Origin of the sequence: Isoptericola maris (genome assembly GCF_048065335.1) — a bacterium.
Classification (GTDB): Bacteria; Actinomycetota; Actinomycetes; order Actinomycetales; family Cellulomonadaceae; genus Isoptericola; species Isoptericola rhizosphaerae.
Map to the genome: position 1 here is coordinate 662788 of NZ_JBLUNY010000001.1, position 25678 is coordinate 688465.

Genomic DNA, 25678 nt, shown 5'->3' on the forward strand with positions numbered 1-25678 from the left:
TCGCTCGGACCGGTCAGTCCGTGGCGCAGCGCACCCCGTCGAGGTGGAACACCTCGGGCTCGTCGCCGTCGGCACCGCTGCTCAGGTACCCGAAGGTCGCGGTGTCTCCGCGGACTTCGGTGCCGTCCGGGTCGGCCAGACGGCCGTTCCACGAGGCGTTCCCCGCCGTGACCGTGGCGCCCTCCTGCGTGACGTCGGCGCTCCACGACCGCGTCACCGACTCGCCGTCACCCAGCTCCCAGGCGAGCTCCCAGCCGTCGATCGCACCCGGACCGAGGTTGGTCACCCAGACCTGGGAGTTTGCCCCGCCACCGGGCCACGTGCCGTGCCGGGTGTACGACACCTGGCACGTCGGCGTCGGCGGCTCCCACGCCGTCGCGCCGTCGCCCATGTCGGCCGCCCAGGAGGCGTACCAGGCGAGCGCGGCATTCCAGTTGATGGTGGTCTCGTTCGTCGACCACGAGTCGGCGTCGTCGATGTAGCACGCCTGGGGCGCGCAGCCCTGGAGGTTGGCCTGCGCCACCGGGTCCTCGATGCCCGAGTTCGGGCCACCGGCCACCTTCCCGTCCGGGAAGGGCGGCAGGCGATCGGCGGAGGCGTACCAACGGCTGTGCATGTTCTGCGAGAAGTGCGATCCGTACGCCGTGACGTACGAGTTGTTGATCGCGTTGCGGCCGAGCACGTAGTCGATCGACTCCAGCGCCGCGGCACGGTACTTCTCCTCGCCGGTCAGGTCGAACGCCGTGGCGATGATCACCGCGTTGTTGAGGACCTGGTGGGTCGAGCCCCAGACGTAGCCCCCCGGGTTGTACGGGTGGCCGAACGGCTCGCCCTGCTGGATCTCCAGGTAGCCGTCCGCGCCCTCCACCACGGAGTCGATGACGTCCCCGCGGCCGGGCAGGTTGTTCGGCACCGTGGCCAGGTCGAGACGGCCGGCGACAGCCGTCCTGCCCCAGTCGAACCCGGTGGGCGACCAGATGTCTCCCTGGTCACCGCCGACGTGGTACTCGGACTCCAGGACCGCATCGGCGAACTCTTCCTCACCCGTGGTGAGGAAGAGCTGGGCCGCAGCCCAGTACCGGTCGTCGTCGAGCTCGTCGTCGTTGTACGGGCCACCACCCGGGTTCGGGTCGAGGTCGTTCGTGTTGGGCGCGAGGATGTCCGGGTGGGCACCCGCGGCCTCCCACGCACGCCGGGCGGCGTCGAGCAGCTCGTCGGCGTACGCCGCATCGTGCTCGGCGTACAGGCGGGCGCCCTGGGCGGCGGCGGCGGCGAGGTTGAGCGTGGCCGCCGTCGAGGGCCGGTGCACGTAGCGCGGCATCGGGTCCTCGTGGGGCAGCGTGTTCAGCCCGGTCCAGGCGATGTCGTGGAGCTTGTGGTGCACCAGCCCGCCCGCGTCGACCTCGTCGCCGTCGATGGTCATGTCGACGCCGTCGGCCACCTGCATCTTCAGCATCCAGTCGAGGTTCCAGCGCACCTCGTCAAGGACGTCCGGCACATCGTTGCCTCGCTCGGGGATCACGAGGGTGGAGTCGCCGAGCGCGCCCTCGTTCACCACGCCGGCGTGCAGCGAGCGCTCGTAGGCCGAGAGCAGCTGGTAGACCGAGATGCCCGAGTTCACGACGTACTTGCCGTGGTCGCCCGCGTCGTACCACCCGCCGGACGCGTCGATGGTGTACCCCTCGGGGCAGGCCCACCCGTCGGCACCGTAGTGGTCGTCCCCGCCGAGCTGGGGCGAGCCCTGGTGGTCGACGGCACCGGTGGGCGGCAGGCAGGGCACGTCGACGTCGCCCTGGTTGACGTCGCTGCCGCCGAACTTCGACACGTGACCGGCCGGGCGGACGTACTCCTCCTTGTGCAGCTCGCCGTCGATCTCGATCGGCTCGATCTCGATGCCCGAGCGCTGCGTGTAGTAGATGCCGAGGGCGTCGGTGCGCAGCCGCTCGTACAGCGACGGCGTGATCTCGAACGGGTACGACTCCTCGCCGTCGGCAGCCAGGCGGAAGCCGGTGCCCGTCTCGGCGACGTCGCCGAAGTCGATGGTGTGCACGTCCAGGCCCGCCGACTCGTCGAAGCCGGCCGGTTCCGACTCGCCGGAGGCGACGACGTCGCCGCCGTCGTCGAGCAGTTCCCACACGACCGGGTCGACCGCTTCCGTCACCAGGGTGGCGTTCTTCGGGCCGTCCGGCAGGTAGCCGAGCTGGTTCACCCGCACGCGCGGGCCGGTGTCATGCTCGAACTCGGCGACCTCTCCGCCGGTGGTCAGCGAGACCAGTTCCAGGCAGACCTCGAAGTCGTCCTCGTTGCCGCCGAGCTGGAGCTGGATCTCCGACTCGGCGTCGGCCGCCACCTCGAAGGTCTCGCTGAACGACTGCCCGTCGGGCCGCAGCGTGACGTCCGCGAAGTAGAGCGGGGGCCACTCGGTCTCGGGGTCCGGAACGATGACGCGGGCCGAGGCCTGCGGCTCGGCGCTCGCGGTCACCGTGACGGTGTAGGCACGACCGGCCTCGAGGGCGACCCCGCTCTGGCCGACGATGACGTCCCACTGCTCGCCGCCGCCCGGCACGACTCCGCACAGGCGGCCGTCGGACTCTGCCAGCGTCACGTCGCCCGCGGTCCACCACGGCTCGAGCCCGTCGAACGTCGGGTTGGCCAGCAGCTCGGCGACCGGGTTGACGTGCACCGACGTCAGGCACAGCTCGCTGGCGGGTTCGGCACCGGAGAGCTCGAACTGGATCCGCTGCGCGTCGCCGGAGGCCGTGAACGACCACTCGTACTCCTGCGCCTCGGGCGAGACGGCGAACGCCTCCTGGACGTCGTAGGTCACCTCACCGGCGGCACCGTCGGACTGCACGCTCATCTGCAGGCCGGCCGTGCCGGGTTCGCCGTGCGCGGTGAAACCGACGGAGTACGTCTCGCCCGCGACGAGGTCGAGGTCGACGAAGTTGCCGAACCGTTCCACCTCCGGGACGCCGAGGCAGAGCTCGCCGTCGCTCACCTGGCTGTCGTCGATCCCCCACCACTGGCCGGCCACACCCGGTTCGAACGAACCGTTGGCGACGAGGTTGGGGGCGTCCTCGGCCTGGGCACCGATCGGTACCAGGGTGGCGGCGAGGGCGAGTGCTGCTGCGGCGGCCACGACCGGACGGCGTCGTTGCTGTCTTGGTCTCACGCTGTCTCCTCTGTGAGAGCGCTTCCATCTTTGGACGCCCCGAGCCTAGCGCGTGAGACAGATCACGTGAACCCGTGCCCGAATGGATTCGATCCTGTGCCCACGCCGCCGCCCCTCCCCACTCGTGCCGGCCCCCGGTAGCCTGAGCCGGTGCCCCGGACCCTCGTCGTCACCAACGACTTCCCCCCGCGTCAGGGCGGTATCGAGACGTTCGTCCACGCGATGACCTCCCGGTTCGACCCGGCCGAGGTGGTCGTCCACACGTCCGCCACCCCCGGCCAGGACGCGTTCGACCGCACCCTGCCCTACCCCGTGGTGCGCGCGGACACCCGCATGCTGCTGCCGACCCCCGCGCGCACCCGCCAGGTGGTGCGGCTCGTCGAGGAGCACGGCTGCGACAGCGTGTGGTTCGGCGCTGCGGCCCCGCTGGGGCTCATGGCTTCCGCGCTGCGTCGTCGCACCTCCGTGCGCCGCATCGTCGCCACCACCCACGGCCACGAGCTGTGGTGGGCCCGGGTCCCGGGCACCCGCGCGGCGCTGCGACGCATCGGCCGGGACGTGGACCACCTCACCTACCTCTCGGACCGCACGGTCGACACGCTCGCGGCCGCCGTCGGACCGCAGGCCGCGGCGCGCGCCGTCCGCCTCTCCCCCGGCGTCGACCCCGAGACGTTCGCCGGCGCCGACCCGGCCGGGGGCCGGGAGGTGCGCACCCGCTACGGGATCCCGCCGGACGCGCCGGTCGTGCTGTGCGCTGCCCGGCTGGTGGAGCGCAAGGGGCAGGACACGCTCGTCCGCGCCCTGCCGGCGGTCCTGCGCGACGTGCCGGACGCGCGGCTGCTGATCGTCGGGGACGGGCCGGACGCCGACCGCCTGCGCCGGCTCGTCCACGACCGCGACCTGGCTGACCGCGTGGTGCTCGCCGGCGGGCACCCGCACACGGCGATGCCCTCGTTCTACGCGGCGGCCGACGTCTTCGCGATGCCGTCGCGCAGCCGACGCGGCGGGCTCGAGGTCGAGGGCCTGGGCATCGTCTACCTCGAGGCCCAGGCCGCCGGGCTGCCCGTGGTGGTGGGCAGCTCCGGTGGCGCCCCCGACGCGGTGCGCGACGGCAGGACCGGGTTCGTCGTCGACGGCACCGACCCGGACGACGTCGCCCGCCGCCTGGTCGAGCTGCTCGCGGACCCGGCCCGGTGCCGACGCATGGGGGCCGACGGGCCGGGCTGGGTGCGGGGCGCCTGGACCTGGGACCAACGGTTCGACACGCTCCACCGGCTTCTCACGGCCTGACGCCGGGAAGCCGGCGCGCGCCTGACACAGCGTGGACTTCCGCTGCTGTCGCCCCGCGCACGTGGTTGCATGATCCGGTGGACCGCTACCTCGCCGCCGCGCCGACCTTCGCCGCCCGCCGCACGCGGCTGCTGGGTCGCGAGCACGAGGTCCAGGCGGTCCTGGAAGCCGTCGACACGGCCAGCCAGTCCGTCGTGACCATCACCGGCGTCGGCGGGTCCGGCAAGACGTCCCTCGCCATCGAGGTCGGTCACCTGCTCGCCGGTCAGTTCGGGCGTCGATGGTTCGTCGACCTCACGGTCGTCGACCAGCCCGAGGACGTCGTGGTGCACGTGCTGCACGAGGTCGGGCTGCGCTCCTCGCTGGGCGACCCGCACGACGTCCTCGCGGCGGAGCTGCGCAGCGGGCCCGCCCTGATCGTCCTCGACAACTGCGAGCACGTCCTCGACGCCGCGGCCCACCTCGTCGGCATGGTCGCGGCGGCGTGCCCCGAGCTGATGATCGTCGCGACGAGCCGGCGTCCCCTGGACGTTCCGGGCGAACGCCGGCTCGGCCTCGGTCCGCTGCCGCTGACCGACGACGGCGAGCCCGGCCCGGCGGTACGGCTGCTGGCCGCACGGGCGAACGCCGTCGGAGCCCGGGTGGACCCGAGGGGACCGGAGGGCGCCGCTCTGCTCTCCGTGTGCCGGCGGCTCGACGGGCTCCCCCTGCCGCTCGTCCTGGCCGCCACGCAGCTGCGCACCATGACGCCGGCCGAGCTCGACGCCGGCCTCGCCGAGCGATTGCGGCTGCCCGCGATGCGCGGCGGCACCGCCCACCAGCGCACGATGACCGCCTCGCTCGACTGGAGCCTGGCGCTCCTGACCGACGACACCACTGATCTCTACCGGCGGCTCGGCACGTTCGTGGGTGGCTTCGACGCCTCGCTGGCCGGTGCGGTCTGCCCGCCCGGCTCCTCGCCGGCACAGGTCGTGACGGGCCTCGCCGAGCTCGTCGACCACTCGCTGCTGGCCGTCGACACCACCGGTGCCACGACGCGCTACCGCATGCTCGCCGTCGTCCGCGAGCACGCCCGGGCCTGCCTGGACGACGCGGCTCGCGTCGAGGTGACCGCCGCGCACCGCCAGGCCGTGCTGGCCCGGATCTCCGCACAGCGCGACCGTGACCGCTACTTCTCCCCGGAGCAGATCCACGAGCTCGAGGAGCTGCACGACGACATCGTCGCGGCCATCGACAGCGCCATCGCCTGCCGCGACGCCCCCACCCTGGTCGGTCTGCTCACCGGCACGATCCGCTTCTGGCGGGTGACGGGTCGGATCCGGTTCGGGCTGGATCGCAGCAAGGCCGCCATCGCCGTCCTCGACGGCGCCGGGCGTGCCGTCCTGGAGTACATGCTCGCGGACCAGGAGCGCATCCTCGGCCTCCTCGACGACGCGGCCGAGCACGCGCGCGACGCCCTCGAGAAGATCCGTCGTCGCGGTGAGCCGGCCTCCTGGCTGCCCTTCGCCCTGGGGGTCAGCGGAGACGTCGCGGCCGCCCAGGGGCGGTTCGACGACGCCCGCGACGCATACCGGCAGGTGCGGGAGCTGTACGACCCGCAGACGGACCCCCGCCTGCACGCTCTCTGGTGCGCCAACCTGGGCGGGATCGAGCTCGAGGCCGGCGAGGACGCCGTCGCGGAACCGCTGCTGGAGGAGGCCCGGGAGATCTTCGCGGTCCACCCTCCGGTCTGGCTGGCGGGCCGCGTCCGCGGGCACCTCGGGGTCCTGGCTCGACGCCGCGGCGACTTCGGTGCGGCCGCGACGCTCCTGCTCGAAGGGCTCGACGACCTGGCGCCGTACCACGCGCTCGCCGAGGCCGCTCCCCTGGTCGACGAGCTGGCGCTCGTCCTGGGGGCCACCGGTCGGGTGCGGGACGCGAGCGACTGCCACCGCGCCGCGGCGGAGATGCGTCGCCGCATCGGCTCCGCCGAGCCTGGGGACACCGAGACGATGGGCGGTCAACCGGCGCTCTCGATCGCGGAGGTGGTGGCGCTGGGCCGTCGCACGACGACCCGCAGGCGTGGCGCGGCCGTCCTCACCCCGCGCGAGCTCGAGGTGGCCGAGCTCGTGGCCGAGGGCCTCACGAACCCGCAGATCGCCGAGCGCCTCGTCATCTCCCCCGGCACGGCCCGGACGCACGTCGAGCGGATCCGCACCAAGCTGGGCGTCGGCTCGCGTGTCCAGGTGGCTCGATGGGTGCTCGAAGAATACGTCGAACGACAGACGCGCTGAGCCCTCCGGCGGCGCAGGATGGAGCCAGATCGGGTGCGGGGTTCGAGGCGCCGTGCCCGAGACGGTGCGAGCCGTTCCCCCGGCGGCTCACCTGGCACCACGGTGGCGTCGGCGCTGTCGGCGCCACCGATGTCATCCGCCCCTCGCGCAGGTGAGCACCAGGCCGCCCTCGCGCACCGCGAGCGCCGACGTACCGCACTCGTCCGTGCGCACGAGGCGCGAGCCCACCGAGGTGTACATCGCGAGCGCCGCCTGCGTGGGGTGGCCGTAGTCGTTCTCCCCGACGGGCACCAGCGTCACGCGCGGCGCCAGCAGCCGCGCGAGCTCCGCGGACTGCGACGCCGAGCCGTGGTGGGCCATCTTGAGCACCTCGACCGGCTCCTCCGGGAGTCCGGACGCCTCCAGCAGCCGCACCAGCCGTTCCTGGCCCGGCTGCTCCAGGTCGCCGAGCGTGACGACGTCGATGCCGCCGGCGGTCCGCAGTGTCAGCACCACGCTCGCGTCGTTCGCCCCGGCCGCGCCGCTCGCGGACGACGCCTCGGGCGCCAGCACCCGCCATGCCACCGTGCCGGCGACCCCCTGCTGTTCGGGGCTGCCGACCACGACGGGCACGCCGGCGTCGGCGAGCGCACGCCGGGCGCGCTGTGCCGGCGCCGCCGGTTCGTCGAGCGGTGAGACGACTGCGGCGCGCACGCTGCGTCCGGCGAGCACGGCGTCCAGCCCGCCGACGTGGTCGGTGTGGAAGTGGCTCAGGACGAGCAGGTCGATCCGCTCCACCCCCAGCCGCCCGAGGCACCGTGCGGCGGCATCGCCCGGTGGGCCGACGTCGATGACGACGCCGGCGCGTGCGCCGCTGCGCACCACCAGGGTGTCGCCCTGGCCGACGTCGCAGGCCACCACCTGCCAGTCGTCCGGCGCCTCACCGGGGCCGCCGGGGACGAGCCGTGGCACCACCAGTCCGACCAGCAGCGCGCCCGTGACGAGGAGGCCGACGCACAGCACGCCGCGGACCCGGCGTCCCGGGCGCCGGTCGAGACGGCGCGAGCCCCGGGCGACGTGGCGCACCGCCTCCGCCAGGAGCTCGTGGGGTGGGCGCCGCCACCCCCGGCCCGGCGGCCTGCGCAGCAGGACCCACAGCACCGCCGTCGTGGCCGCTGCGAGCAGGAGGGCACCACCGACCCCGCCCGGCCACGGCAGGCTCGCCCCGGGCAGCCCGGCGAAGAACCGGGCGACCGCCGCGATCCACGCGGTCGCCATCCCCGCGAACCACGCCACCACGCCCGCCGTCGCCGGTGCCCAGGGCGCCAGGAGCGTGGCCACCAGCCCCAGCACCGTGGCGGGTACGAGCGCCGGTGCCGCCAGGAGGTTGGCGGGCACTGCCGTCGCGGGAAGCGCAGGGTCGAGGAGGACCAGCACGGGCCCGCACGCGGCCTGCGCGGCGAGCGGCACCGCGACGGCGAAGGCGAGGGCTCGCCCGCACCACGGCGCGAGCCGTCGGACGACCGGCCCGGTGAGCAGGATGATGCCGGCGGTCGCGGCGCACGACAGCGCGAACCCGAACGACCGTGACATCCACGGGTCGACGAGGAGCAGCACCGTCGAGGCCACCGCGAGCGCGGGCGGCCCGGCAGCGGGACGCCCGAGCGCCAGGGCGAGCAGCGCGACGGCGCAGGTCCAGGCCGCCCGGAGCACGCTGGGCTCGGGACGGACCAGCACCACGAAGCCTGCCGCACCGAGAACCAGGAGCACGACGCGTGCGGCGCGGGGTACCCGCAGGAGCACGCAGGCGACGGTGAGCGCTGCCACGACGATCGTGAAGTGGCTGCCGGAGACGGCGGTGACGTGCGTCAGCCCGGTGGCCCGCATGGCCTCGTCCAGGTCGTCGGGGAGCCGGGTGGTGTCTCCCACCGCAGCGCCCGGCACCAGTCCGCGGGCCTGCGGCGACAGCCCGTCGGTGACCTCCAGGAGCTCCTCGCGCAGGATCGTCGTCGCTCGCAGCACGGCACCGGGCGGGGTGGTGGTGCGTACCGCTGTCGCGGCCGCGGACGCGACCGTCCCCGCACCGATGCCCGGCGGGCCGAGACGCACGTCAACGACGACCGTGGCCCCGTAGCGCGGCGGAGGACCGGGCGCCGTGACCTCGACGTGCCCCCGCGCCGCCGACCCCGTGCCGCGGGCCCACACCTGTGTCACGGCGACCTCCCAGCGGGTCCCGGCACCGAACGTCGCCGGCCGCGGCTCGGAGACGACCGTGCCGCGCAGGGTCGCGACGGCACCGTCACCGGCAAGCTCCGGCAACGGGGCACGTGCCGCGACCTGGGTGTGCACCGAGACGCAGAGCGCGACCAGGCACACGCCGGCCAGCAGGAGGTGGCCGATGGCAGGCCGCCGGGACCGGCGCACGGCGACGAGACACCCGAGCGCGACCGCCGCGGCGAGGAGCGCGACGGCGAGCACGGCACCCCTGCCGGTGTCACCGCCGTCGTCCGCACCGGGCTCGACGGTCCCGGTGAGGCACCACGCCGCGACCCAGACGACGAGTGCCGTCGGGGCGAGCCGCAGGTCCGACGTCACAGCACGACGAGGTCGCGCACGTCCGCGAGCAGCGCGGGGCCGATCCCCGAGATCTCCGTCAGCTCCTCGACACGCGTGAAGGGGCCGTGCTCGTCGCGCCAGGCCACGATGCGCTCGGCGATCACCGGTCCCACACCGGGAAGGGAGGTCAGTGCCTCCGCCCCGGCGGTGTTCAGCGCCACGGGTGCGCCGCCCGCGCCGTCCGCCGTGCCGTCCGTCGAGCCTTCCGGGACGGGTGCCGGCACGGCGGGCGGGTCCTCCCCCGGCGCGGGGACGTGGACCTGCTCGCCGTCGACGACGGCCCGGGCGAGGTTGAGCGCCGCCAGGTCGGCGTCGTCGCCGGCCCCGCCCGCGCCCTCCACCGCGTCGGCCACCCGGGCTCCGGCCGGCAGGTCGACCAGGCCGGGTTCGGCGACCTCGCCGGTCACGTGGACGACGACGGCCGCCGGCGCCGTCGCGGACGCCGCAGCCGGCGCCGGGCTCGCCGACCCGTCCACGACGCCGGGCTGCGGGGCGAGCAGGTCCGTCACCGCCTCCTCCTCCGCGGGCCCCGCCTGCGGTCCACCGACGGCGACCCCCAGGTCCTCGCTGCTCGCGCCGGAGAGGTAGGCGAGCGCTGCGACGGTCAGCGCCAGGGCCAGGGTCACACCGCAGACGGCGACGGCGACCGGACCGGACAGCGCCCAGCGGCGACGCACCCCGCCGTCGTCCGCCGTCACCGGGTGGCCGTGCGCCGCGCTGTACGCGGCGGCCACGTGCCCGGCCGACCGGCGGGATCGCAGGCGCTCGACCAGCTCGGGGTCCGGCACGTCGGGCGCCATGCGTGCACCCGTTCCCGGCAGGGGTGCTGCCACGGGTGCGGACGGTTCCGCGACCGTCTCGTCGAGGGCTGCTCGCAAAGCGTCGAGTCGTGCGGCGGCGTCGGGGGTGCGCGGCGTGGCGGAGGTGGTCACGACGCGACGCTAAGGACCTCGTCGACCGTCGTGCCGCCGTCGACCGCTGATCTGTGGACGTCCCCGCCCGGGGGTGGCCTCTGGCGCTCGGGCCTACCAGGGACCGCCCGGCTCGAGGTCGTGGACGTGCCCGCCGCGGTCGACGACCATCACCGCCAGCGCCCCCGGCCCGACGTGCGCCCCCAGCACGGCGCTGACCGGCGTGACGACGGGCCGCAGGCCCAGCCGGTCGGCCAGCACCTCGGCCACCTCAGCGGCACGCTCCGGAGCGCCGAGATGATGCACCGCGACGGCCGGCCGGGTGGCCCGGCGCGCACGCTCGACCGCGATCGCCACGAGGCGCGCGACGGCGGCCCGGCGGGTGCGCACCCGCTGCACCAGCTCGACGCGGCCGTCCCGCACCCCGAGGATCGGCCGGACGCCGAGCGCCGTGCCCAGTGCCGCCGCGGGGGCCGAGAGCCGCCCACCGCGGCGCAGGTGGTCCAGGGAGTCCACCAGGAACACCGCCTCGGCCGAACCGGCGACCTCCGCGGCACGCCGCGCGACGTGCTCGGTGTCACAACCCGCGGCGGCGCACCGGGTCGCCTCGACCGCCGCGAACCCGAGGGCCATCGCCGCGGTCCTCGAGTCGACGGCGCGCACCGGGATCATCGCCCGGTGCCCGGCACGCTCCGCCGACGCGAAGGTCCCCGACAGCTCGCCCGACAGGTGCACGGAGACCACCGAGCGGGCACCGTCGGCGGCGGCCGCGCGGTAGGCGTCGGAGAGCTCGACCGTCGAGGGCTGCGACGTCGTCAGGCGCTCGCCACCGCTGATGCGTGCGGCCACGTCCTGCGGGCTGACGTCCACACCCTCGCGCAACGTCCCGTCCTCGGTGACGACCCGCAGCGGGACCACCATCGGGCCGCGGTCCAGCCCCTCCCAGAGCTCGGCATGTGCCGCGTCGTCGGGCGCGGGCAGGCAGGCGGTCGAGTCGGTCACGACGCGCACGGCGACAAATTCAGGCATCGCTGCCGAGTGTAGCGAGGCCCACGCCGCGCACCACGGCGCTCGCGGTCGTGGCGACTCCTGCGCGCGCGAATCACGCCGAGTCACGTTAGCGTGCACGACATGCCCGACGACGACAAGCCTGCCGCCCACGCCGCGGTCCGGGCCGTCGGAGGTGCCGGGGAGCACACCGGCCGGGCGCTCGTCACCGCCGGCAACGCCGTCGTTCCGGAGGAAGGGAGGCACGCACCAGGGCGTGCCCGACACCACCGTCCGGACCACGGCCGCCGGCCACGTCCCTGACAGGGGGAGCGATCGTCGGGGGGGGGGGGGGCCCCCCCCCCCCCCCCCCCCCCCCCCGCGCGGGGGGGGGGGCGCCCCCCCCCCCCCCCCCCCCCCCCGGGGGCGCCCACGGCGGCTCATGGCGAGGGCAGCACGCCCGCGTGCCAGACGCGGTCCAGGTAGTCCCGCATCGAGCGGTCCGAGGAGAAGAATCCTGAGCGGGCCACGTTGAGCACGGCGGATCGGCTCCACGCGTCCGGGTCGCGATAGGCCTCCTCGACCCGCTCCTGGGCGGCCAGGTAGGACCGGAAGTCGGCCAGGACCATGAAGCGGTCCTCCCCCAGCAGGTTGGACACCACCGGCTCGAAGGTCGACCGGTCGCCCCCGGAGAACTCCCCGTGCGCCACGAGGTCCAGCGCCCTGCGCAGCAGCGGGTCCGACTCGTAGTACGACGACGGCCGGTACCCGGCCTCCTGCATCGCGGCGGCCTCGGGCTCGGTGAGCCCGAACAGGAAGAAGTTGTCGTCCCCCACGAGCTGGCGGATCTCGACGTTCGCGCCGTCGTCGGTGCCGACGGTCAACGCGCCGTTGAGGGCGAACTTCATGTTCCCGGTGCCGGACGCCTCCTTGCCCGCCAGCGAGATCTGCTCGGACAGGTCCGCAGCCGGGATGAGCGTCTCGGCGACCGTGACGTTGTAGTTCGCCGGGAACGCGACCCGCAGCACCTTCGAGACCTCGGGATGGGCACCCACCACCGCTCCGACGTGGTTGATCAGCGCGATGATCTCCTTGGCCATGACGTACCCGGGCGCCGCCTTGGCGCCGAAGACGACGGTGCGCGGCACCACGTCGTCGACGTCGAGCTCGCCCGAGACGATCCGGTCGTAGACGCTGATCACGTGCAGGATCTTCAGCGTCTGACGCTTGTACTCGTGCAGGCGCTTGACCATCACGTCGAGCATGGTGGACGAGTCGACCTCGATCCCGTCCCGGCGCGCCAGGAGCTCGACGAGCCGGTCCTTGCCGGCCGCCTTGACCTCGCGGAAGCGGCGACGGAACTCGGCGTCGTCGGCCAGCGGCTCGAGCTCGCGCAACCGGTCGAGGTCGGTCACCCAGCCGTCCCCGATGGCCTCGGTGATCAGTGCGGACAGCCCAGGGTTGGCCAGCCGGACGAACCGGCGCGGCGTGACGCCGTTGGTCACGTTGGTGAACTTCTCGGGCCACAGCCGGGCGAAGTCCGCCAGGACCTTGTCCCGCAGGAGCTGGGAGTGCAGCTCCGCGACGCCGTTCACCTTGGTCGCGGCGACGGTGGCCAGGTGGGCCATCCGCACGCTCCGCGAGGGGTGCTCGCCGATGATCGACATCCGCCGCACCAGCAGCTCGTCGTCGCCGGAGTGCTCCCGCACGCGGGCCAAGAACTCGTCGTTGATGCGGTAGATGATCTCCAGGTGCCGCGGCAGCAGGCGCCCCAGCAGGTCGACGGGCCACACCTCCAGCGCCTCGGGGAGCAGCGTGTGGCACGTGTAGGCGAAGCAGCCCTGCGTGACCTCCCAGGCCTCGTCCCAGTCGAACCCGTTCTCGTCCACGAGGATGCGCATCAGCTCGGGCACCGCGATCACGGGGTGCGTGTCGTTGAGCTGGAAGCAGATGCGCTCCGGCAGCCGGTGCAGGTCGAAGTCCTCCGGCAGCAGCTGGTCGATGAAGTCCCGCAGCGAGCACGCCACGAAGAAGTACTGCTGCTGCAGCCGCAGCTCCTTGCCCTGCGGCGTCGAATCCTCCGGGTAGAGCACCTTGGAGATGTTCTCGGCGAAGGTCCGCGCCCGCACCGCGTCGGCGTAGTCGCCGTGGTTGAAGATCTTCAGGTCGAAGGCGTGCGTCGCGCGCGAGCTCCACAGTCGCAGCGTGTTGACCTGCCCGTTGCGGTAGCCCGGGACCATGTAGTTGTACGGCACGCCGAGCACCTGCCAGCCAGGCACCCAGCGCGTGCGCTCGCGCGCCGTCTCGCCCTCGCCCTCGGTGTACGTCTCGGTGCGCCCGCCGAAGCTGACCGTCACCTCGTGCTCAGGGTGCGCGAACTCCCACGGCGACCCGCCGGACAGCCAGTCGTCCGGCTCCTCGACCTGCCGGCCGTCGACGAACGTCTGGCGGAAGATCCCGTACTCGTAGCGGATGCCGTAACCGATCGCGGGCACGGACATCGTGGCCAGCGAGTCGATGAAGCAGGCCGCCAGCCGGCCGAGGCCGCCGTTGCCGAGGCCCGGCTCGACCTCTGCCTCGCGCAGCACGGCGAGGTCGATGCCCAACGAGGCGAGCGCCTCGGCGGCGATCTCCTCCAGGTCGGCGGCGACGAGCGCGTTGTCGAGCTGCCGGCCGAGCAGGAACTCCGCCGACAGGTAGGCCACCGCCTTGGGCTGGCGGCGGTAGTGCTCGGTCGTGGTGGTGATCCACCGGGCCATGAGGTAGTGGCGCACTGTGCGTGCCAGGGCGAGGTACTGGTCGTTGACGCTCGCCCGCTGCAGGATGGTGCCCTGCGCGAAGTTGAGCTCGCGCAGGTACTCGCGGACGAAGCCCTCGACGGTGTGCTCCGGCGTGGCGATCAGGGGGGTCGATTCGGTCACGGTCTCGACATTACCCACCGCCCGGCCCCGTGTCCCGGCACTCTATGGTTCTGCTCGTCCTTCCGCCCCCGACGTCGTGGAGCTCCGGTGACCGGTACCGCCCGACATCGTCTGGCCGATCGGCTGACTCGATCAGGCGCCGACGAGCGTCACCAGTCGTGAGCGCCCCGCAGCGTCCTTGACGGCCTGCAGCACGACGTCGACGTGCGGCTCGAGCGCGCTGACCTTGTCCAGCGGCGCACCGATCACGAGCTGGAAGCCCAGTCCGCGCCACGCGCCCACAGCTCGCCCGGCGAACCGCGCGTCGGCCTTGATGAACGCCTCGTCGAGGAACACCGGCGCGTACCGCGGGCGCTCGGCATCGGCGTCACCGAGCTGGTAGCGCAGCGCCGCCCCGACGATGAACGCCACGAGCTCCTGCGACTCCCCTCCGGACTTGCCGGCGATGTGGTCGTAGACGCTCACGTGGTGTCCTGCGAGGTCCACGCACTCGGCGCTGATGCGCACGTGCTCACGGACGTCCACCAGTCGGCGCCGCTCCGGCGAGTCGGGCCGGATCCGATCGACGAGGCGCGCCATGCGCTCGTACCTCCGCTGGCGCTCCGCGGGCGTCTGCTCGCCCGGGTCGCCGGCCAGGTCGCGCAGCTGCCGGCGGAACGAGGCCACGTCGCGCGCCTCGGTCACCTGGGCGGTGATGCGCAGGCGGTGGGTGTCGTCGCGGAACGGCAGCGTGGCCAGGATCGCGTTGACGGGTTCCATCCGCTCGCGGATCTCCGCGACCGACCGGTTCATCACGTTGCCGAGCAACGTCAGGTCGTGCCCGCTGAGCCGACCCAACGTGCGCGACCAGCGCTCGGTGAGCTGGTAGAGGCGCTGCTCCTCGATCTCGTCGAGGATCCGTGCGAAGTCGTCGTAGGACTCGTCGGGGTCCGTGCCCAGGTTGGGGTTGGGCCACGCGTCGCAGAACCGCTCGAACACGTTGCGCAGCGCCGCCCGTGCGGAGCGACCCGCCTCGAGCGCCTCGTCGCGGTCGCGCACGAGCTCGCGCACGACGCCGGCGGTCGCCTGCTCGAGCGCGGCGAGCGACAGCGTCTCCGGGTCCGACGGCGCCACCGCGGCCAGCGCCGCGTCCAGGCGGTCGCGCTGAACTGACGACGGCGCCACGTCCGCACGCTCGGCCTGGTCGACCGAGTCGGTCACCCGGTCCACGAGGTCGGTGATGGCCGCCCACTGCTCACCCAGCTCGCGCACCCGGTTCTCGGCGTCGGCTCGCTCACGGTAGAGCTCCGTGAGGCGGGAGCGTAGGCGCTGCTCGTCCTCGGCGAGGCCTCGCACCGCGTCGGATCCGTCGCGCAGCGCCGCGAGCCGTTCGGTGCGGTCGGCCACCGCCTGCTCGGCGCCGGCGACGTCGACGTCCTCCCAGGACAGGCGGAGGACCTGGCTGGCCGCCACGAACTCGTCGGTGTGCGCCGCCTGCCGCAGCCGAGCCCCCTCCAGCGCGGCACCGGCGTCGCGCAGTGCCGCCCGAGCGTCATCGACGTCGTGCTCGATGCGCGTGCGCCGGCGGGTGTTCGAGAACCCGAGCACCGACGCGCGTCCCGCACCGCCGTGCGCGCCGCGGGCGCCGTCGGACATCTGGCCCGTGCGCGTGAGCGCCCGCCGGTGGGCGCGCAGCTCGGTGGGGTCGTCCACGCAGACGTAGGCGAACTGCTCGGCCAGGCGTCGGGCGAGCCAGCCGCCGAACGGGCCGGCCTTGACCTCGAGCCGGCCGGGCAGGGTCGACGGGTCGGCGTCGTCGTCGAGCGGCAGCCCGGTGGGCACCCCCTCGAACCGGACGCGCCGGCGCAGCGGCACCCCGTCGATGGCTGCCCGGAAGTCCGCCAGCCGCTGTGCGTCGACGAGCAGCGTGGTGGCGAACCCGCCGAGCGCGACGGAGACGGCCTCGCGCCAGGGCTCGTACTCGCCGCGCACCTCGATCAGCTCGCCCACGAACGGCAGCTCGTCGACCTCGAGGCCGGCCGCCTCGGCCAGCGCGAGCCGCGCCGCGTGGTCCTCGGCCGGCATGTTGCCGCGACGTCCGGACAGCGACGCGCGCTCCTGCTCGAGCCGCGCGAGACGCTTCTCCGCCTCGGCCACCGCCTGGCGGGCAGCGAAGACCTCCTCCTCGTGCTCCCCGGCCCGGCGCGTGCGCGACTCGACCAGCTCGTGCGCGCGGCGCAGCACCCGGTCGAGGTCCCGGCGCGTGGCGACCTGCTCCTGCAGGACCCCGAGGTGGGTCTCCAGGCCGGTACGGGCCGTACGGGTCTCCTCCAGAGCCTCGGTCCGACGCCGGATCTCCCGCTCCGTGGACTCGATCGCGTCGCCGCCCTGGCTGCGCAGGGACGCCCGCACCTCCTCGAGGTCCGCCTCGGCCGACGCGATCCGCGCGACCGCGGCGGTACGACGCTCCTCGGCGGCACGGTGCGCCGACCTGTTCGCGCCCTCCTCCGCGCGCACCAACGCCAGCCGGCGATCGTCCCGCCAGGCACCGAACACCGTGGGGCCGGCGGACTCGCCCCCTGCACCGTTGTCGGGCACCCCGAGGGTGTCCAGCAGCGCGACCGAATGCTGCGCGGCCTCCGCCTGCTCGCGCAAGGTCCGCATCGGGCGGAGCACCTCGACCTGCCGGTTCGCGGTGAGCATCTCGGTGCGCACGGCGCTGAGCTCGTCGAAGTGCTCGACGGCGCGGTCCGCGACCTCGAGCGTCTCAGGCTCGGTGAGCACCATCGCCTTGTACAGCGCGTCGACGGTGGTGATCGCCTGCCCCGCCTGGATGCGGCCCAGCAGCTGCATCGCCTTGTGGCCGTCACCGGCGGCGCCGATGCCGAGCGCCGAGTGCAGCCGCGTGGCGAAGGCGACATCCGTGTCGTACGTCGTGAGCCCTGCGTCGGTCAGCCCTGCCCGGGCGAACCGCCCGGCGGCCAGCGGCTCCAGCTCGCGCAGGTCGAACGTGTCGTCGGCGGTGGCGCGCACGACGACGCACTCGTCGTTGCGGGTCGCCCCACGGGGCACGTACCAGGCGCGCAGCGCCGTCAGGACCCCGCCGGACTGGTCGGACCACGACATCGCGATGGCGGTCCACGTGTCCGCCCCGTCCCCGCGCAGCACCTGCTCGCGGCTCGTGGTGCCGTCCGCGCGGGACTCGTCGAGCTTCCCGCGCGCATAGGACAGCACGTTGCGCTGCTCGCGTCCTCGCGCCCGGCCGGCCGCAGCGCCGTTCGAGGCGCCGTTGAACGGCGTCGTGTGGCTCATCATCAGCGCGATGTAGGCGTCCAGCAGGGTCGACTTGCCGGAGCCCGACGCACCCGAGAGCAGCGTCGCCGCCGCGGAGAAGCGCACCTCGTGGTGCCCGTGGTAGCCGCCCCAGTTCACGAGCTGCATCGACCGGGCCGTCCACTGCCGGCCGTCCGAGGCCGCGGGGATCAGCCCGAACAGGGAGTCGTTCATCCGTGTCGGGGTCGTCACGCTCATTCGTCCGCCTCCTGCGGGCTCGCCGCGATGTCCTCGTCCGGCTGCGGGGCAGGCACGGCCTGCTCGTCGGCCCCGTGCAGCCACCGGGTCAGCTCGCGCAGCCGGTCCACCGGCAGCAGGATCTCCACCACCGGCAGGATCCGGTAGCGACCGGTGGCGACCTCCTCCAGCACCCGCTCGCGCGCCAGCGCCGCCACCGCGTTGTCGATCTCCCGCCTCCGTGCGGACAGGTTGGTCTCGTCGTGCGCCAGGAAGCCCAGCGCGTAGTCGGCCATCTCCTCGGCGTCCACGTAGGCCGCCGCCTGGCCCGCGCCCTGTTCCTGACGGAACCGGTTGCGCACGAACAGCATGAGCAGGGTCTCGACCCGCTTGTACGGCTCGTCCTTCAGCAGCACCGGGATGGTCAGACCGTCGGAGCGGACCTGCCGCTTGTAGGCGATCTCGTAGTCTCGGTCCACCACCAGCTCGACGAACAGGTCGTGCAGGCGCGAGGACACGACCTGCTGGTGGGTCAGCAGCGCCTTCCACTCCACCGGGTGGTCCGCCGCGGCGAGGTAGCGCCGCTGGAGCAGCAGAGCCAGCACCCGGCGGGCCTCGAACGGCAGCACACCGGTGTCTCCCGGGAAGAGCCCCGGATCGTCGTCCTCCACCGCCAGGGCCTCGACGAACGTGCCCGACGGCGCGGCCTCGTCCGGATCCGGCACCTGCGCCGCGCGTGACTCCGTGTCCAGCTCAGTCATCCGTCCTCCTGATCGGGGTGCGGGGCAGCACGAAGTCGCGGACCGTCCCGTCGGGACGTCTCGTGGCGACCTGTTCGAGGCCGTCCGCCGGGACGTCGCCCGACGCCCCGCCGTCGTCGGCGGCGAGGTCCAGGTAGCCGAGCAGCTCCACCGGGCGGCGCAACGACCCCGGGCCGGCGGCGAACGCCTGGCCGATGCTCGACGCGCCGTCGATCGTGCCCAGGTGCGCGAGGATCTCGGCGTGCTGCGGTCCCCCCATGGCGCGCAGGTCGGCGATCTCGTCGCCCGGGACGAGGCCGTCGGACCAGTCCTCCAGATCGTCCGGCGGGGTCTCCGGGCGCAGGTCGTGCAGCGCGGTGCGAAGCCGTCCGGGCCGCGCACGCTCGAACCAGCGCAACGGGTCGACGCGGGCCGCGCGCCCGGACGAGGGGAACCAGTCGGCCATGGCGGCGGTCGCCTCGCGCAACGCGTCGTCCAGCTCGCGGTCCCGCAACGGGTTGTGGTGGCGGATCTGCGCGGTGACCGTCCGCGAGGCACGGGCCTGTGCGGCCAGCACCACCTCGATCGCGCCGACGAGCTGGGCGCGCAACGTCTGCAGCATCGCCCGGTGGTCCGGGGGCAGCGCGGTCGCGAACGGGTGCTCGAGGATCGACCGGACCCGGTGCTCGAGCCCGTCGAGCAGGTCCGGGTCGCCGAGCAGCTCCATCGCGCCGGCGAACGCCCGGCCCTCCGGGGTGCGCTCCAGAAGGTTCTCCGAGGCGTCCAGGTAGTCGGCGACGACGACGCCGGTGGTGCGCTCGTCCTGCCGCAGCCTCGTCACCATCTCCCGCTGCAGGGTGGAGATCGACTCGGCGACCCGCGTGAAGTCGGCCGGCAGCTCGCGGACCAGGGACAGCACGTGGTCGTACTGCTCCGCCAGCCGTGCTGGCTCGACCGACTCCACCTCTCCGCCGGCCTCGAGCCTGGCCAGCTCCGTCCGTGCGTCGTCGATGCGCGAGCGCAGCTCGCGCATCCGCGCGTCCCGGTCCGGGTGGGCGTCGCGCGCGAGGTCCTCCACCGTCACGAGCAGCGTCCGGATGCGCGACTCGCTCACCAGACCGCGGGTCCCCTGGGTGCGGGCCACGACGTCGAGCGCTTCCGCGGCGTAGCTGGAGAGCTGATACCGCTCCGCTCCCACGTCGTCGAGCGACCGCACGAGCCAGCGCTCGCGGACCCACCGCGTGCACAGCACGCGGGCCGGGTCGCCGGGGACACCGGGGACACCGGGTGCGGGAGCGTCGGTCGCGTCGGCGGCGGGGACGGCCGTGCGCAGCTCGGCCAGCAGGTCGTCGACCTCCACGTGCAGCTGCTCCGTGGCGACCGTGGGCCGGTCCGGGGTGAAGACGCAGCGCAGCACCGCCACCACCAGCGGGGCCTCCGCCTTGTGCAGCAGCCCGAGCGTGGGCGCGGCGAAGGCGCGCCCGACCCCGGCGAGCGCCGTCGCCAGTCGTGCGCTCGTCACGAAGCCGCCAGACGACCGTGCCCTGCGTCGTCCGAGCCTGCGGTTCCGCTCCGGCTCAGACGACAATGTTCACGAGCTTCGGCGCACGCACGATCACCTTGCGGATCTCGGCGCCGTCGATCGCACGCTGCACGTTGGGCTCGTCCAGCGCGGCGGCCTGCAGGTCAACGTCGGAGATGTCCGGCGCCACCTCCAGGCGGCCCCGCACCTTGCCCCGGACCTGCACGACGCAGGTCACGGTCTCCGCTACCAGGTACTGCTCGTCGGCGACGGGGAACGGCTCGCGGGCCAGCGACTCGTCGTGCCCCAGCCGCTCCCACAGCTCCTCGGCGATGTGCGGCGCGATCGGCGCGACCATCTGCACCAGCGGCTCGACGGCGGCACGCGGCACCTCGCCGAGGCCGGTCAGGTGGTTGTTGTAGGTGATGAGCTTGGCGATCGCCGTGTTGGGCCGCATCTGCTCCATCTCGACGCGGACGTCAGCGATGGTGCGGTGCAGTGCCCGGAGGGTCTCGGTCCCGGGCTCGGTGTCCGAGACGACGGGCTCGCCCGTCTCCTCGCTGACCACGTTGCGCCACAGGCGCTGCAGGAACCGCTGCGAGCCGACGACGTCCCGGGTGTTCCACGGCCGGGAGAGGTCCAGCGGCCCCATCGCCATCTCGTAGACGCGGAACGTGTCGGCGCCGTACTCGGCGTACATGTCGTCCGGCGTGACGACGTTCTTCAGCGACTTGCCCATCTTGCCGTACTCGCGCTCGACGGGAGCGCCCTGGTACGTCCAGCCGGACTGCTCGTCGCCCTCGACGTCCGCGGCGGGCACGTAGGCGCCACGGTCGTCGGTGAAGGCGTACGCCTGGATGTAGCCCTGGTTGAACAGCTTGCCGAACGGCTCGCGGGAGCTGACATGGCCCAGGTCGTAGAGCACCTTGTGCCAGAACCGGGCGTACAGCAGGTGCAGCACGGCGTGCTCCACGCCGCCGACGTAGAGGTCGACGCCGCCGGCCGGGCCGGAGGTGTCGTTGTGCCGCGGACCCATCCAGTACCGCTCCAGCTCCGGGTCGACGACGGGGGTACCGTCCGCCGCGTCGCCGGAGCGCTCCGAGCCCCAGGTCGGGTCCAGGTAGCGCAGGTAGTACCAGCACGACCCGGCCCAGTTCGGCATCGTGTTGGTGTCGCGGCGGTACCGCCGGGGGCCGTCACCCAGGTCCAGGGTCACGTCGACCCAGTCCTCGTTGCGGCCCAGGGGCGCCTCCGGCTCGGAGCCGGCGTCGTCCGGGTCGAACGTGCGCGGGGAGTAGTCGGGCACCTCGGGCAGGTCGACCGGCAGCTGGTCGCCCGGGACGGCGACCGGGCGGCCGTCCTCGTCCCACAGGATCGGGAACGGCTCGCCCCAGTAGCGCTGGCGGCTGAACAACCAGTCGTTCAGCCGGTACGTCGTGGTGCCCTCGCCGGCACCCTTCGCCTCCAGCCAGTCGATGATCTTGGCCTTGGCGTCCGCGACGCCCAGGCCGTCCAGCGAGATCTCGTCGTTGGCCGAGTTCACGGTCACGCCGTCGCCGGTCCACGCACCCTCGTGGCCGTCCGGCAGCCCGCCCGCGGGCTCGACGGTGTGCACGACCGGCAGCTCGAAGGCCCGGGCGAACGCGAAGTCGCGATCGTCGCCGCCGGGCACCGCCATGATCGCGCCGGTGCCGTAGCCCATCAGCACGTAGTCCGCGGTGAACACCGGCACGGTGGCGCCGTTGACGGGGTTGACCGCCAGGTGGCCGGTGAAGACGCCCGTCTTCTTGCCGGCGTCGGCCTGCCGCTCCACCGCCGTCTTGGCGGCGGCCTCCTTGCGGTAGGCGGCGACGGCGTCGACCGGGCTGGTGTGCCCGCCCGTCCACGCGTCGCGCGTGCCGTCGGGCCACGAGGCGGGGACCTCGTCCAGCAGGGGGTGCTCCGGGGAGACCACCATGAACGTCGCACCGAACAGCGTGTCCGGACGGGTGGTGAAGACCTCGATCTCGCCGCCGGCGCCCGCGGCGTCCACGGCGGCATCGCCGGCACCGACCACGTGGAAGCGCACGTTCGCGCCGGTGGAGCGGCCGATCCAGTTCCGCTGCATCGCCTTGACCTTGTCCGGCCAGTCGATGAGGTCCAGGTCGTCGGTCAGGCGGTCCGCGTAGGCGGTGATGCGCATCTTCCACTGGCGCAGGTTCTTGGTGAAGACCGGCATGTTGCCACGCTCGGAGCGGCCGTCGGAGGTGACCTCCTCGTTGGCCAGCACCGTGCCCAGCCCGGGCGCCCAGTTGACCGGCGAGGAGTCCACGTAGGCCAGGCGCTGGGAGTCCAGCACGTCGCGCTGCTCGCCCTCGCTCAGGTCGGTCCACGCGTCCCCGCCGGGCACGGTCCGGGTCCCGTCGGCGTACTCGGCCTCGAGCTCGGCGATGCGACGGGCCTTGCCGCGGCCGCCGTCCGACCGCACGAACTCTGGGTCGTACCAGGAGTCGAAGATCTCCAGGAAGATCCACTGGGTCCAACGCACGTAGTCGGAGTCGATGGTCGCGAAGGAGCGCCGCGGGTCGTGGGCCAGCCCCATGCGCCGCAGCTGGCGCTTGTAGACCGTGATGTTGCGCTCGGTCACGCCGCGCGGGTGCTCGCCCGTCTGGACGGCGTACTGCTCGGCGGGCAGGCCGAACGCGTCGAAGCCCATGGCGTGCAGCACGTTGTCGCCGCACATCATCCGGAACCGGCCCACCACGTCGGTGGCGATGAAGCCGAGCGGGTGCCCCACGTGCAGACCCGCCCCCGAGGGGTACGGGAACATGTCCATGATGAAGAACGGCTTGCCGCCGCCGGCGCGCTCGCCGTCGCCACCCGTGAGCTCGCCCGTGGGGTTCGCGGCGTAGAACGTGCCGCGCTCGTCCCAGCGGTCCTGCCAGCGCTCCTCGATCTCCTGCGCGAGGGCAGGCGTGTAGCGGTGGGCGGGCTCGGCGGGGCGGCGCTGCGTCTCGGTCTCTGGCGTGCTCACGCCGGCGAGTCTACCGGCCGGGCGATCGTCGCCCGGCCGGTGTTCCACGGCTCAGAACGAGGCGACGAGGGCCGGTCCGACGGCGAGCAGCAGCCAGGCCACGGAGACGACGTAGCCGATGGCGAGGATCACCCAGCGGTTGCCCACGACGGCGCGTCGCAGCCCGTCGCCCGCCCGGAGGTCACCGGTCTGCACGGCGTGCACGACCTGCACCCACAGCAGGGGCCACATGATGGTCCACACCACCATGCAGGCCGGGCACAGCGCCACGAGGGCGTAGAAGCTGGTCCACATCATGAAGACGATCAGCCCTTGGCCCAGGACGCTGCCGGCCAACAGGCTCAGCATGTACCAACGCGGCAGACGTGCCCCGGTGAGCAGCACGATCCCGGTGGTGATCACCACCGGGAAGGCCGCCACCCCGAGGAACGGGTTGGGGAAGCCCAGGATCGCACCCTGCCACGAACCCATGGCGACACCGCAGTCCAGGAACACGTTGATGCTGCACGACGTGACGCGGTCCGGGTCCTGCAGCTTGAGGACCTTCTCGATCGCGAGCCACAGCGAGCCGCCGAACCCGATCCCGCCGAGCACCACCAGCAGCGTGCCGAAGGTCCGGCCGGACAACCGGCGCAGCCCGGGTGCGGCGCCCGCGCGGTCGAGGTCGTCAGGGCTCCCGTGGGAGCCGTCGGTGCTCACCGTCGTGTCGCTCACGCGGGTGAGGCTACCGCACGGTTCTGGGAGGGCGCTGGGTGCATCGTCAGGAGCTCGCGGCGCTCACCGGGGCGCGACGCACCCTGGTCCGCGCCGAGGCGAGCACGATGGCCAGACCCACGAACGTCAGCGCGAGGCCGGTCCAGGCGGGCGCGACGTACCCGTACCCGGCGGCGATGACGAGCCCGCCGAAGAACGCACCGCCCGCGTTGGCCAGGTTGAGGGCCGAGTGGCACAGCGCGGCTCCGAGCGACTCCGCCCGCGGCGAGAGGTCCATGAGCCGTGTCTGCATCGCCAGGCCCAGCACCTGGGAGGTCACGCCCAGCAGGAAGAGCCCGGCCACGGCACCGACCGGCGACCCTGCCGTCAGCGCGAACAGCACGAGCGCCGCGGCGGTGGTCAGGAATCCGCCGATCACCGTGCCGAGCACCGAGCGGTCGGCGAGCCGGCCGCCCACGAGCGTGCCGACGGTCATCCCGACGCCCATCACCGCCAGCACCCAGGGCACGGAGCCCTCCGACATCCCGGTGACCTGCGTGACCGTCGGCGCGACATAGGTGTACACGGCGAACAGCCCGCCGAAGCCGATGGCACCGGCCACGAACGCCACCCACATCGGCCCGTTCGCCAGCGCGCCGAGCTCCTTCCGCACGCTCGACTCCACCGGCCCCTGCTCGGGCACGAACCGCCAGAGCCCGACCAGCGCCGCTCCCCCGAGGACGCCGATGAGCACGAAGGCGAGGCGCCAGCCGAAGGCCTGGCCGACGGCGGTGGACAGCGGCACGCCGACCACGTTGGCGACCGTGAGCCCGGTCATCATCACGGCCACCGCGTGCCCGCGCCGTCCCGGTCCGGCGACGGAGGCGCCCACCGCCGCCCCGACGCCGAAGAACGCTCCGTGCGGCAGCCCGGCGAGGAACCGGCCGGCCACCAGCCACTCGATGCTCGGCGCGGCGGCCGAGAGCACGTTCGCCACGGTGTAGCACCCCATGAGCCACAGCAGCAGCCGACGGCGCGACATCCGCGCCGCGGCGACGGTCAGCAGCGGCGCGCCCACCACGACGCCGATGGCGTAGGCGGTGACGGCGTGCCCGGCCGTCGGGTCGCTGACGCCGAGGTCGGCGCCGAACTGCGGGAGCATGCCCATGGTCGCGAACTCGGTGGTGCCGATCGTGAAGCCGCCGAGCGCCAGGGCGAAGAGCGCCCAGGAGGCCGGGCTGAGGCGCGAGGCGGGGCGGGAGGGAGCCAGGGTCACAGGGGTCCTCGGGGTTCGGAAGCGCTCGAAACGATTCGACGGCGCGTCGCAAGCATCGCGAGCACGCCGTCGGGGATGCGCCCAGCCTACGCGGGGACCACGCGGATGCGCGAGGCCGCCAGGTGCCCGAGATCCACGGACACCGGCCCCTCCGCCCCGGTCCAGGTCACCGACAGCGTCCCGGCGTAGTCCCGGCGCCGGACCACGGTGACCTCGACGTCCAGCTCCAGGCCGAGCCCGGCGAGGTACCGCAGCGCCTCCGGGTCGGCGTCGGAGATCCGCGCGACGACGCCGCTCTGCCCGGCGGCGAGGTCGGCGAGCAGCACGGCGTCCGGCCGCACGACACGGCCGTCCGCCGTCGGGATCGGGTCCCCGTGCGGGTCGCGGTCCGGGTGGCCGAGGCGCGCGTCGATCCGGGCCACCAGGCGGTCGGAGACCGCGTGCTCGAGCACCTCGGCCTCGTCGTGCACCTCGTCCCACGTGTAGTCGAGCTCACGCACGAGCCAGGTCTCGATCAGCCGGTGCCGCCGCACCATCGTCAACGCGTGCCGCCGTCCGAGATCGGTCAGCCACACCCCGCCGTAGGGCTCGTGGCCCAGCAGACCCTGCGCCGTCAGCCTCCGGACCGTCTCGGAGACGGTCGACGGACCGACGCCGAGCCGGTCGGCGAGCAGCCCGGTGGTGACCTTCTCGTCGCTCCACTCCTGCGCGGACCAGATGGTCTTGAGGTAGTCCTGCGCCACGGACGTGAGGTCGGCCGGCTGCGTCTCGGTGTCGGTCACGCCTGAAAGCCTAC

General features: G+C 73.6%; 15 protein-coding genes. 3 read left to right on the top strand and 12 right to left on the bottom strand.

Annotated elements, in window-relative coordinates:
* Positions 1-13: 13 nt before the first annotated feature.
* Complete coding sequence (locus tag ACH5HR_RS03350) at positions 14-3172, bottom strand: glycoside hydrolase family 9 protein (RefSeq protein ID WP_416476229.1); 3159 nt, start codon at positions 3170-3172, stop codon at positions 14-16.
* A 150-nt stretch (positions 3173-3322) separates the two neighbouring features.
* Between ACH5HR_RS03350 and ACH5HR_RS03355 the strand changes: the two genes are divergently transcribed.
* Complete coding sequence (locus ACH5HR_RS03355; protein ID WP_402371163.1) at positions 3323-4462, top strand: glycosyltransferase family 4 protein; 1140 nt, start codon at positions 3323-3325, stop codon at positions 4460-4462.
* Between the two features lie 77 nt (positions 4463-4539).
* The gene (locus ACH5HR_RS03360; protein WP_416476231.1) at positions 4540-6735 is read left to right on the top strand and encodes an ATP-binding protein; all 2196 of its coding nucleotides are present in this window, start codon (positions 4540-4542) and stop codon (positions 6733-6735) included.
* A 132-nt stretch (positions 6736-6867) separates the two neighbouring features.
* Here the strand turns inward: ACH5HR_RS03360 and ACH5HR_RS03365 are convergent, their stop codons facing one another.
* From ACH5HR_RS03365 to ACH5HR_RS03375, 3 genes are all read right to left on the bottom strand, one after another.
* A complete protein-coding gene (locus tag ACH5HR_RS03365) occupies positions 6868-9309 on the bottom strand; it encodes a ComEC/Rec2 family competence protein (protein WP_416476233.1) in 2442 nt (813 codons plus the stop codon).
* A complete protein-coding gene (locus ACH5HR_RS03370) occupies positions 9306-10262 on the bottom strand; it encodes a ComEA family DNA-binding protein (RefSeq protein WP_416476235.1) in 957 nt (318 codons plus the stop codon). Before ACH5HR_RS03370 ends, ACH5HR_RS03365 begins: the two co-directional genes overlap by 4 nt.
* A gap of 93 nt (positions 10263-10355) precedes the next feature.
* Positions 10356-11270 carry a DegV family protein gene (locus tag ACH5HR_RS03375; RefSeq protein WP_402371155.1) on the bottom strand — a complete coding sequence of 305 codons (915 nt, stop codon included), beginning with the start codon at positions 11268-11270 and terminating at the stop codon, positions 10356-10358.
* Positions 11271-11372: 102 nt separating this feature from the next.
* Between ACH5HR_RS03375 and ACH5HR_RS03380 the strand changes: the two genes are divergently transcribed.
* Complete coding sequence (locus ACH5HR_RS03380) at positions 11373-11552, top strand: hypothetical protein (protein ID WP_416476236.1); 180 nt, start codon at positions 11373-11375, stop codon at positions 11550-11552.
* Positions 11553-11668: 116 nt separating this feature from the next.
* Here ACH5HR_RS03380 and ACH5HR_RS03385 read toward each other — a convergent pair whose 3' ends face one another.
* The 8 genes from ACH5HR_RS03385 to ACH5HR_RS03420 all read right to left on the bottom strand — a co-directional run bounded on the left by ACH5HR_RS03385 (position 11669) and on the right by ACH5HR_RS03420 (position 25664).
* The gene (locus tag ACH5HR_RS03385; protein ID WP_402371151.1) at positions 11669-14149 is read right to left on the bottom strand and encodes a glycogen/starch/alpha-glucan phosphorylase; all 2481 of its coding nucleotides are present in this window, start codon (positions 14147-14149) and stop codon (positions 11669-11671) included.
* A gap of 132 nt (positions 14150-14281) precedes the next feature.
* On the bottom strand, positions 14282-17659 hold the full coding sequence (locus tag ACH5HR_RS03390; RefSeq protein ID WP_416476238.1) for an ATP-binding protein: 3378 nt from the start codon (positions 17657-17659) through the stop codon (positions 14282-14284).
* Positions 17656-18399 (bottom strand): DUF4194 domain-containing protein, encoded by a 744-nt coding sequence (locus ACH5HR_RS03395; protein ID WP_416476239.1) that lies wholly within the window; start codon positions 18397-18399, stop codon positions 17656-17658. Before ACH5HR_RS03395 ends, ACH5HR_RS03390 begins: the two co-directional genes overlap by 4 nt.
* Positions 18392-19900 carry a DUF3375 domain-containing protein gene (locus ACH5HR_RS03400; protein WP_416476240.1) on the bottom strand — a complete coding sequence of 503 codons (1509 nt, stop codon included), beginning with the start codon at positions 19898-19900 and terminating at the stop codon, positions 18392-18394. Before ACH5HR_RS03400 ends, ACH5HR_RS03395 begins: the two co-directional genes overlap by 8 nt.
* Before the next feature lie 55 nt (positions 19901-19955).
* A complete protein-coding gene (gene leuS, locus ACH5HR_RS03405; protein ID WP_416476242.1) occupies positions 19956-22913 on the bottom strand; it encodes a leucine--tRNA ligase in 2958 nt (985 codons plus the stop codon).
* Between the two features lie 51 nt (positions 22914-22964).
* On the bottom strand, positions 22965-23627 hold the full coding sequence (locus tag ACH5HR_RS03410; RefSeq protein WP_416476243.1) for a vitamin K epoxide reductase family protein: 663 nt from the start codon (positions 23625-23627) through the stop codon (positions 22965-22967).
* 46 nt (positions 23628-23673) lie between these two features.
* Positions 23674-24882 (bottom strand): MFS transporter, encoded by a 1209-nt coding sequence (locus ACH5HR_RS03415; RefSeq protein ID WP_416476244.1) that lies wholly within the window; start codon positions 24880-24882, stop codon positions 23674-23676.
* An 86-nt stretch (positions 24883-24968) separates the two neighbouring features.
* On the bottom strand, positions 24969-25664 hold the full coding sequence (locus tag ACH5HR_RS03420; RefSeq protein WP_402371136.1) for a metal-dependent transcriptional regulator: 696 nt from the start codon (positions 25662-25664) through the stop codon (positions 24969-24971).
* Positions 25665-25678: the final 14 nt, after the last annotated feature.

Bases quoted from the DNA above. Each gene is read 5' to 3' on its own strand.
- ACH5HR_RS03390 (WP_416476238.1), bottom strand. From the start codon at position 17,659: ATGAGCGTGACGACCCCGACACGGATGAACGACTCCCTGTTCGGGCTG.
- ACH5HR_RS03395 (WP_416476239.1), bottom strand. From the start codon at position 18,399: ATGACTGAGCTGGACACGGAGTCACGCGCGGCGCAGGTGCCGGATCCG.
- ACH5HR_RS03375 (WP_402371155.1), bottom strand. From the start codon at position 11,270: ATGCCTGAATTTGTCGCCGTGCGCGTCGTGACCGACTCGACCGCCTGC.
- ACH5HR_RS03380 (WP_416476236.1), top strand. From the start codon at position 11,373: ATGCCCGACGACGACAAGCCTGCCGCCCACGCCGCGGTCCGGGCCGTC.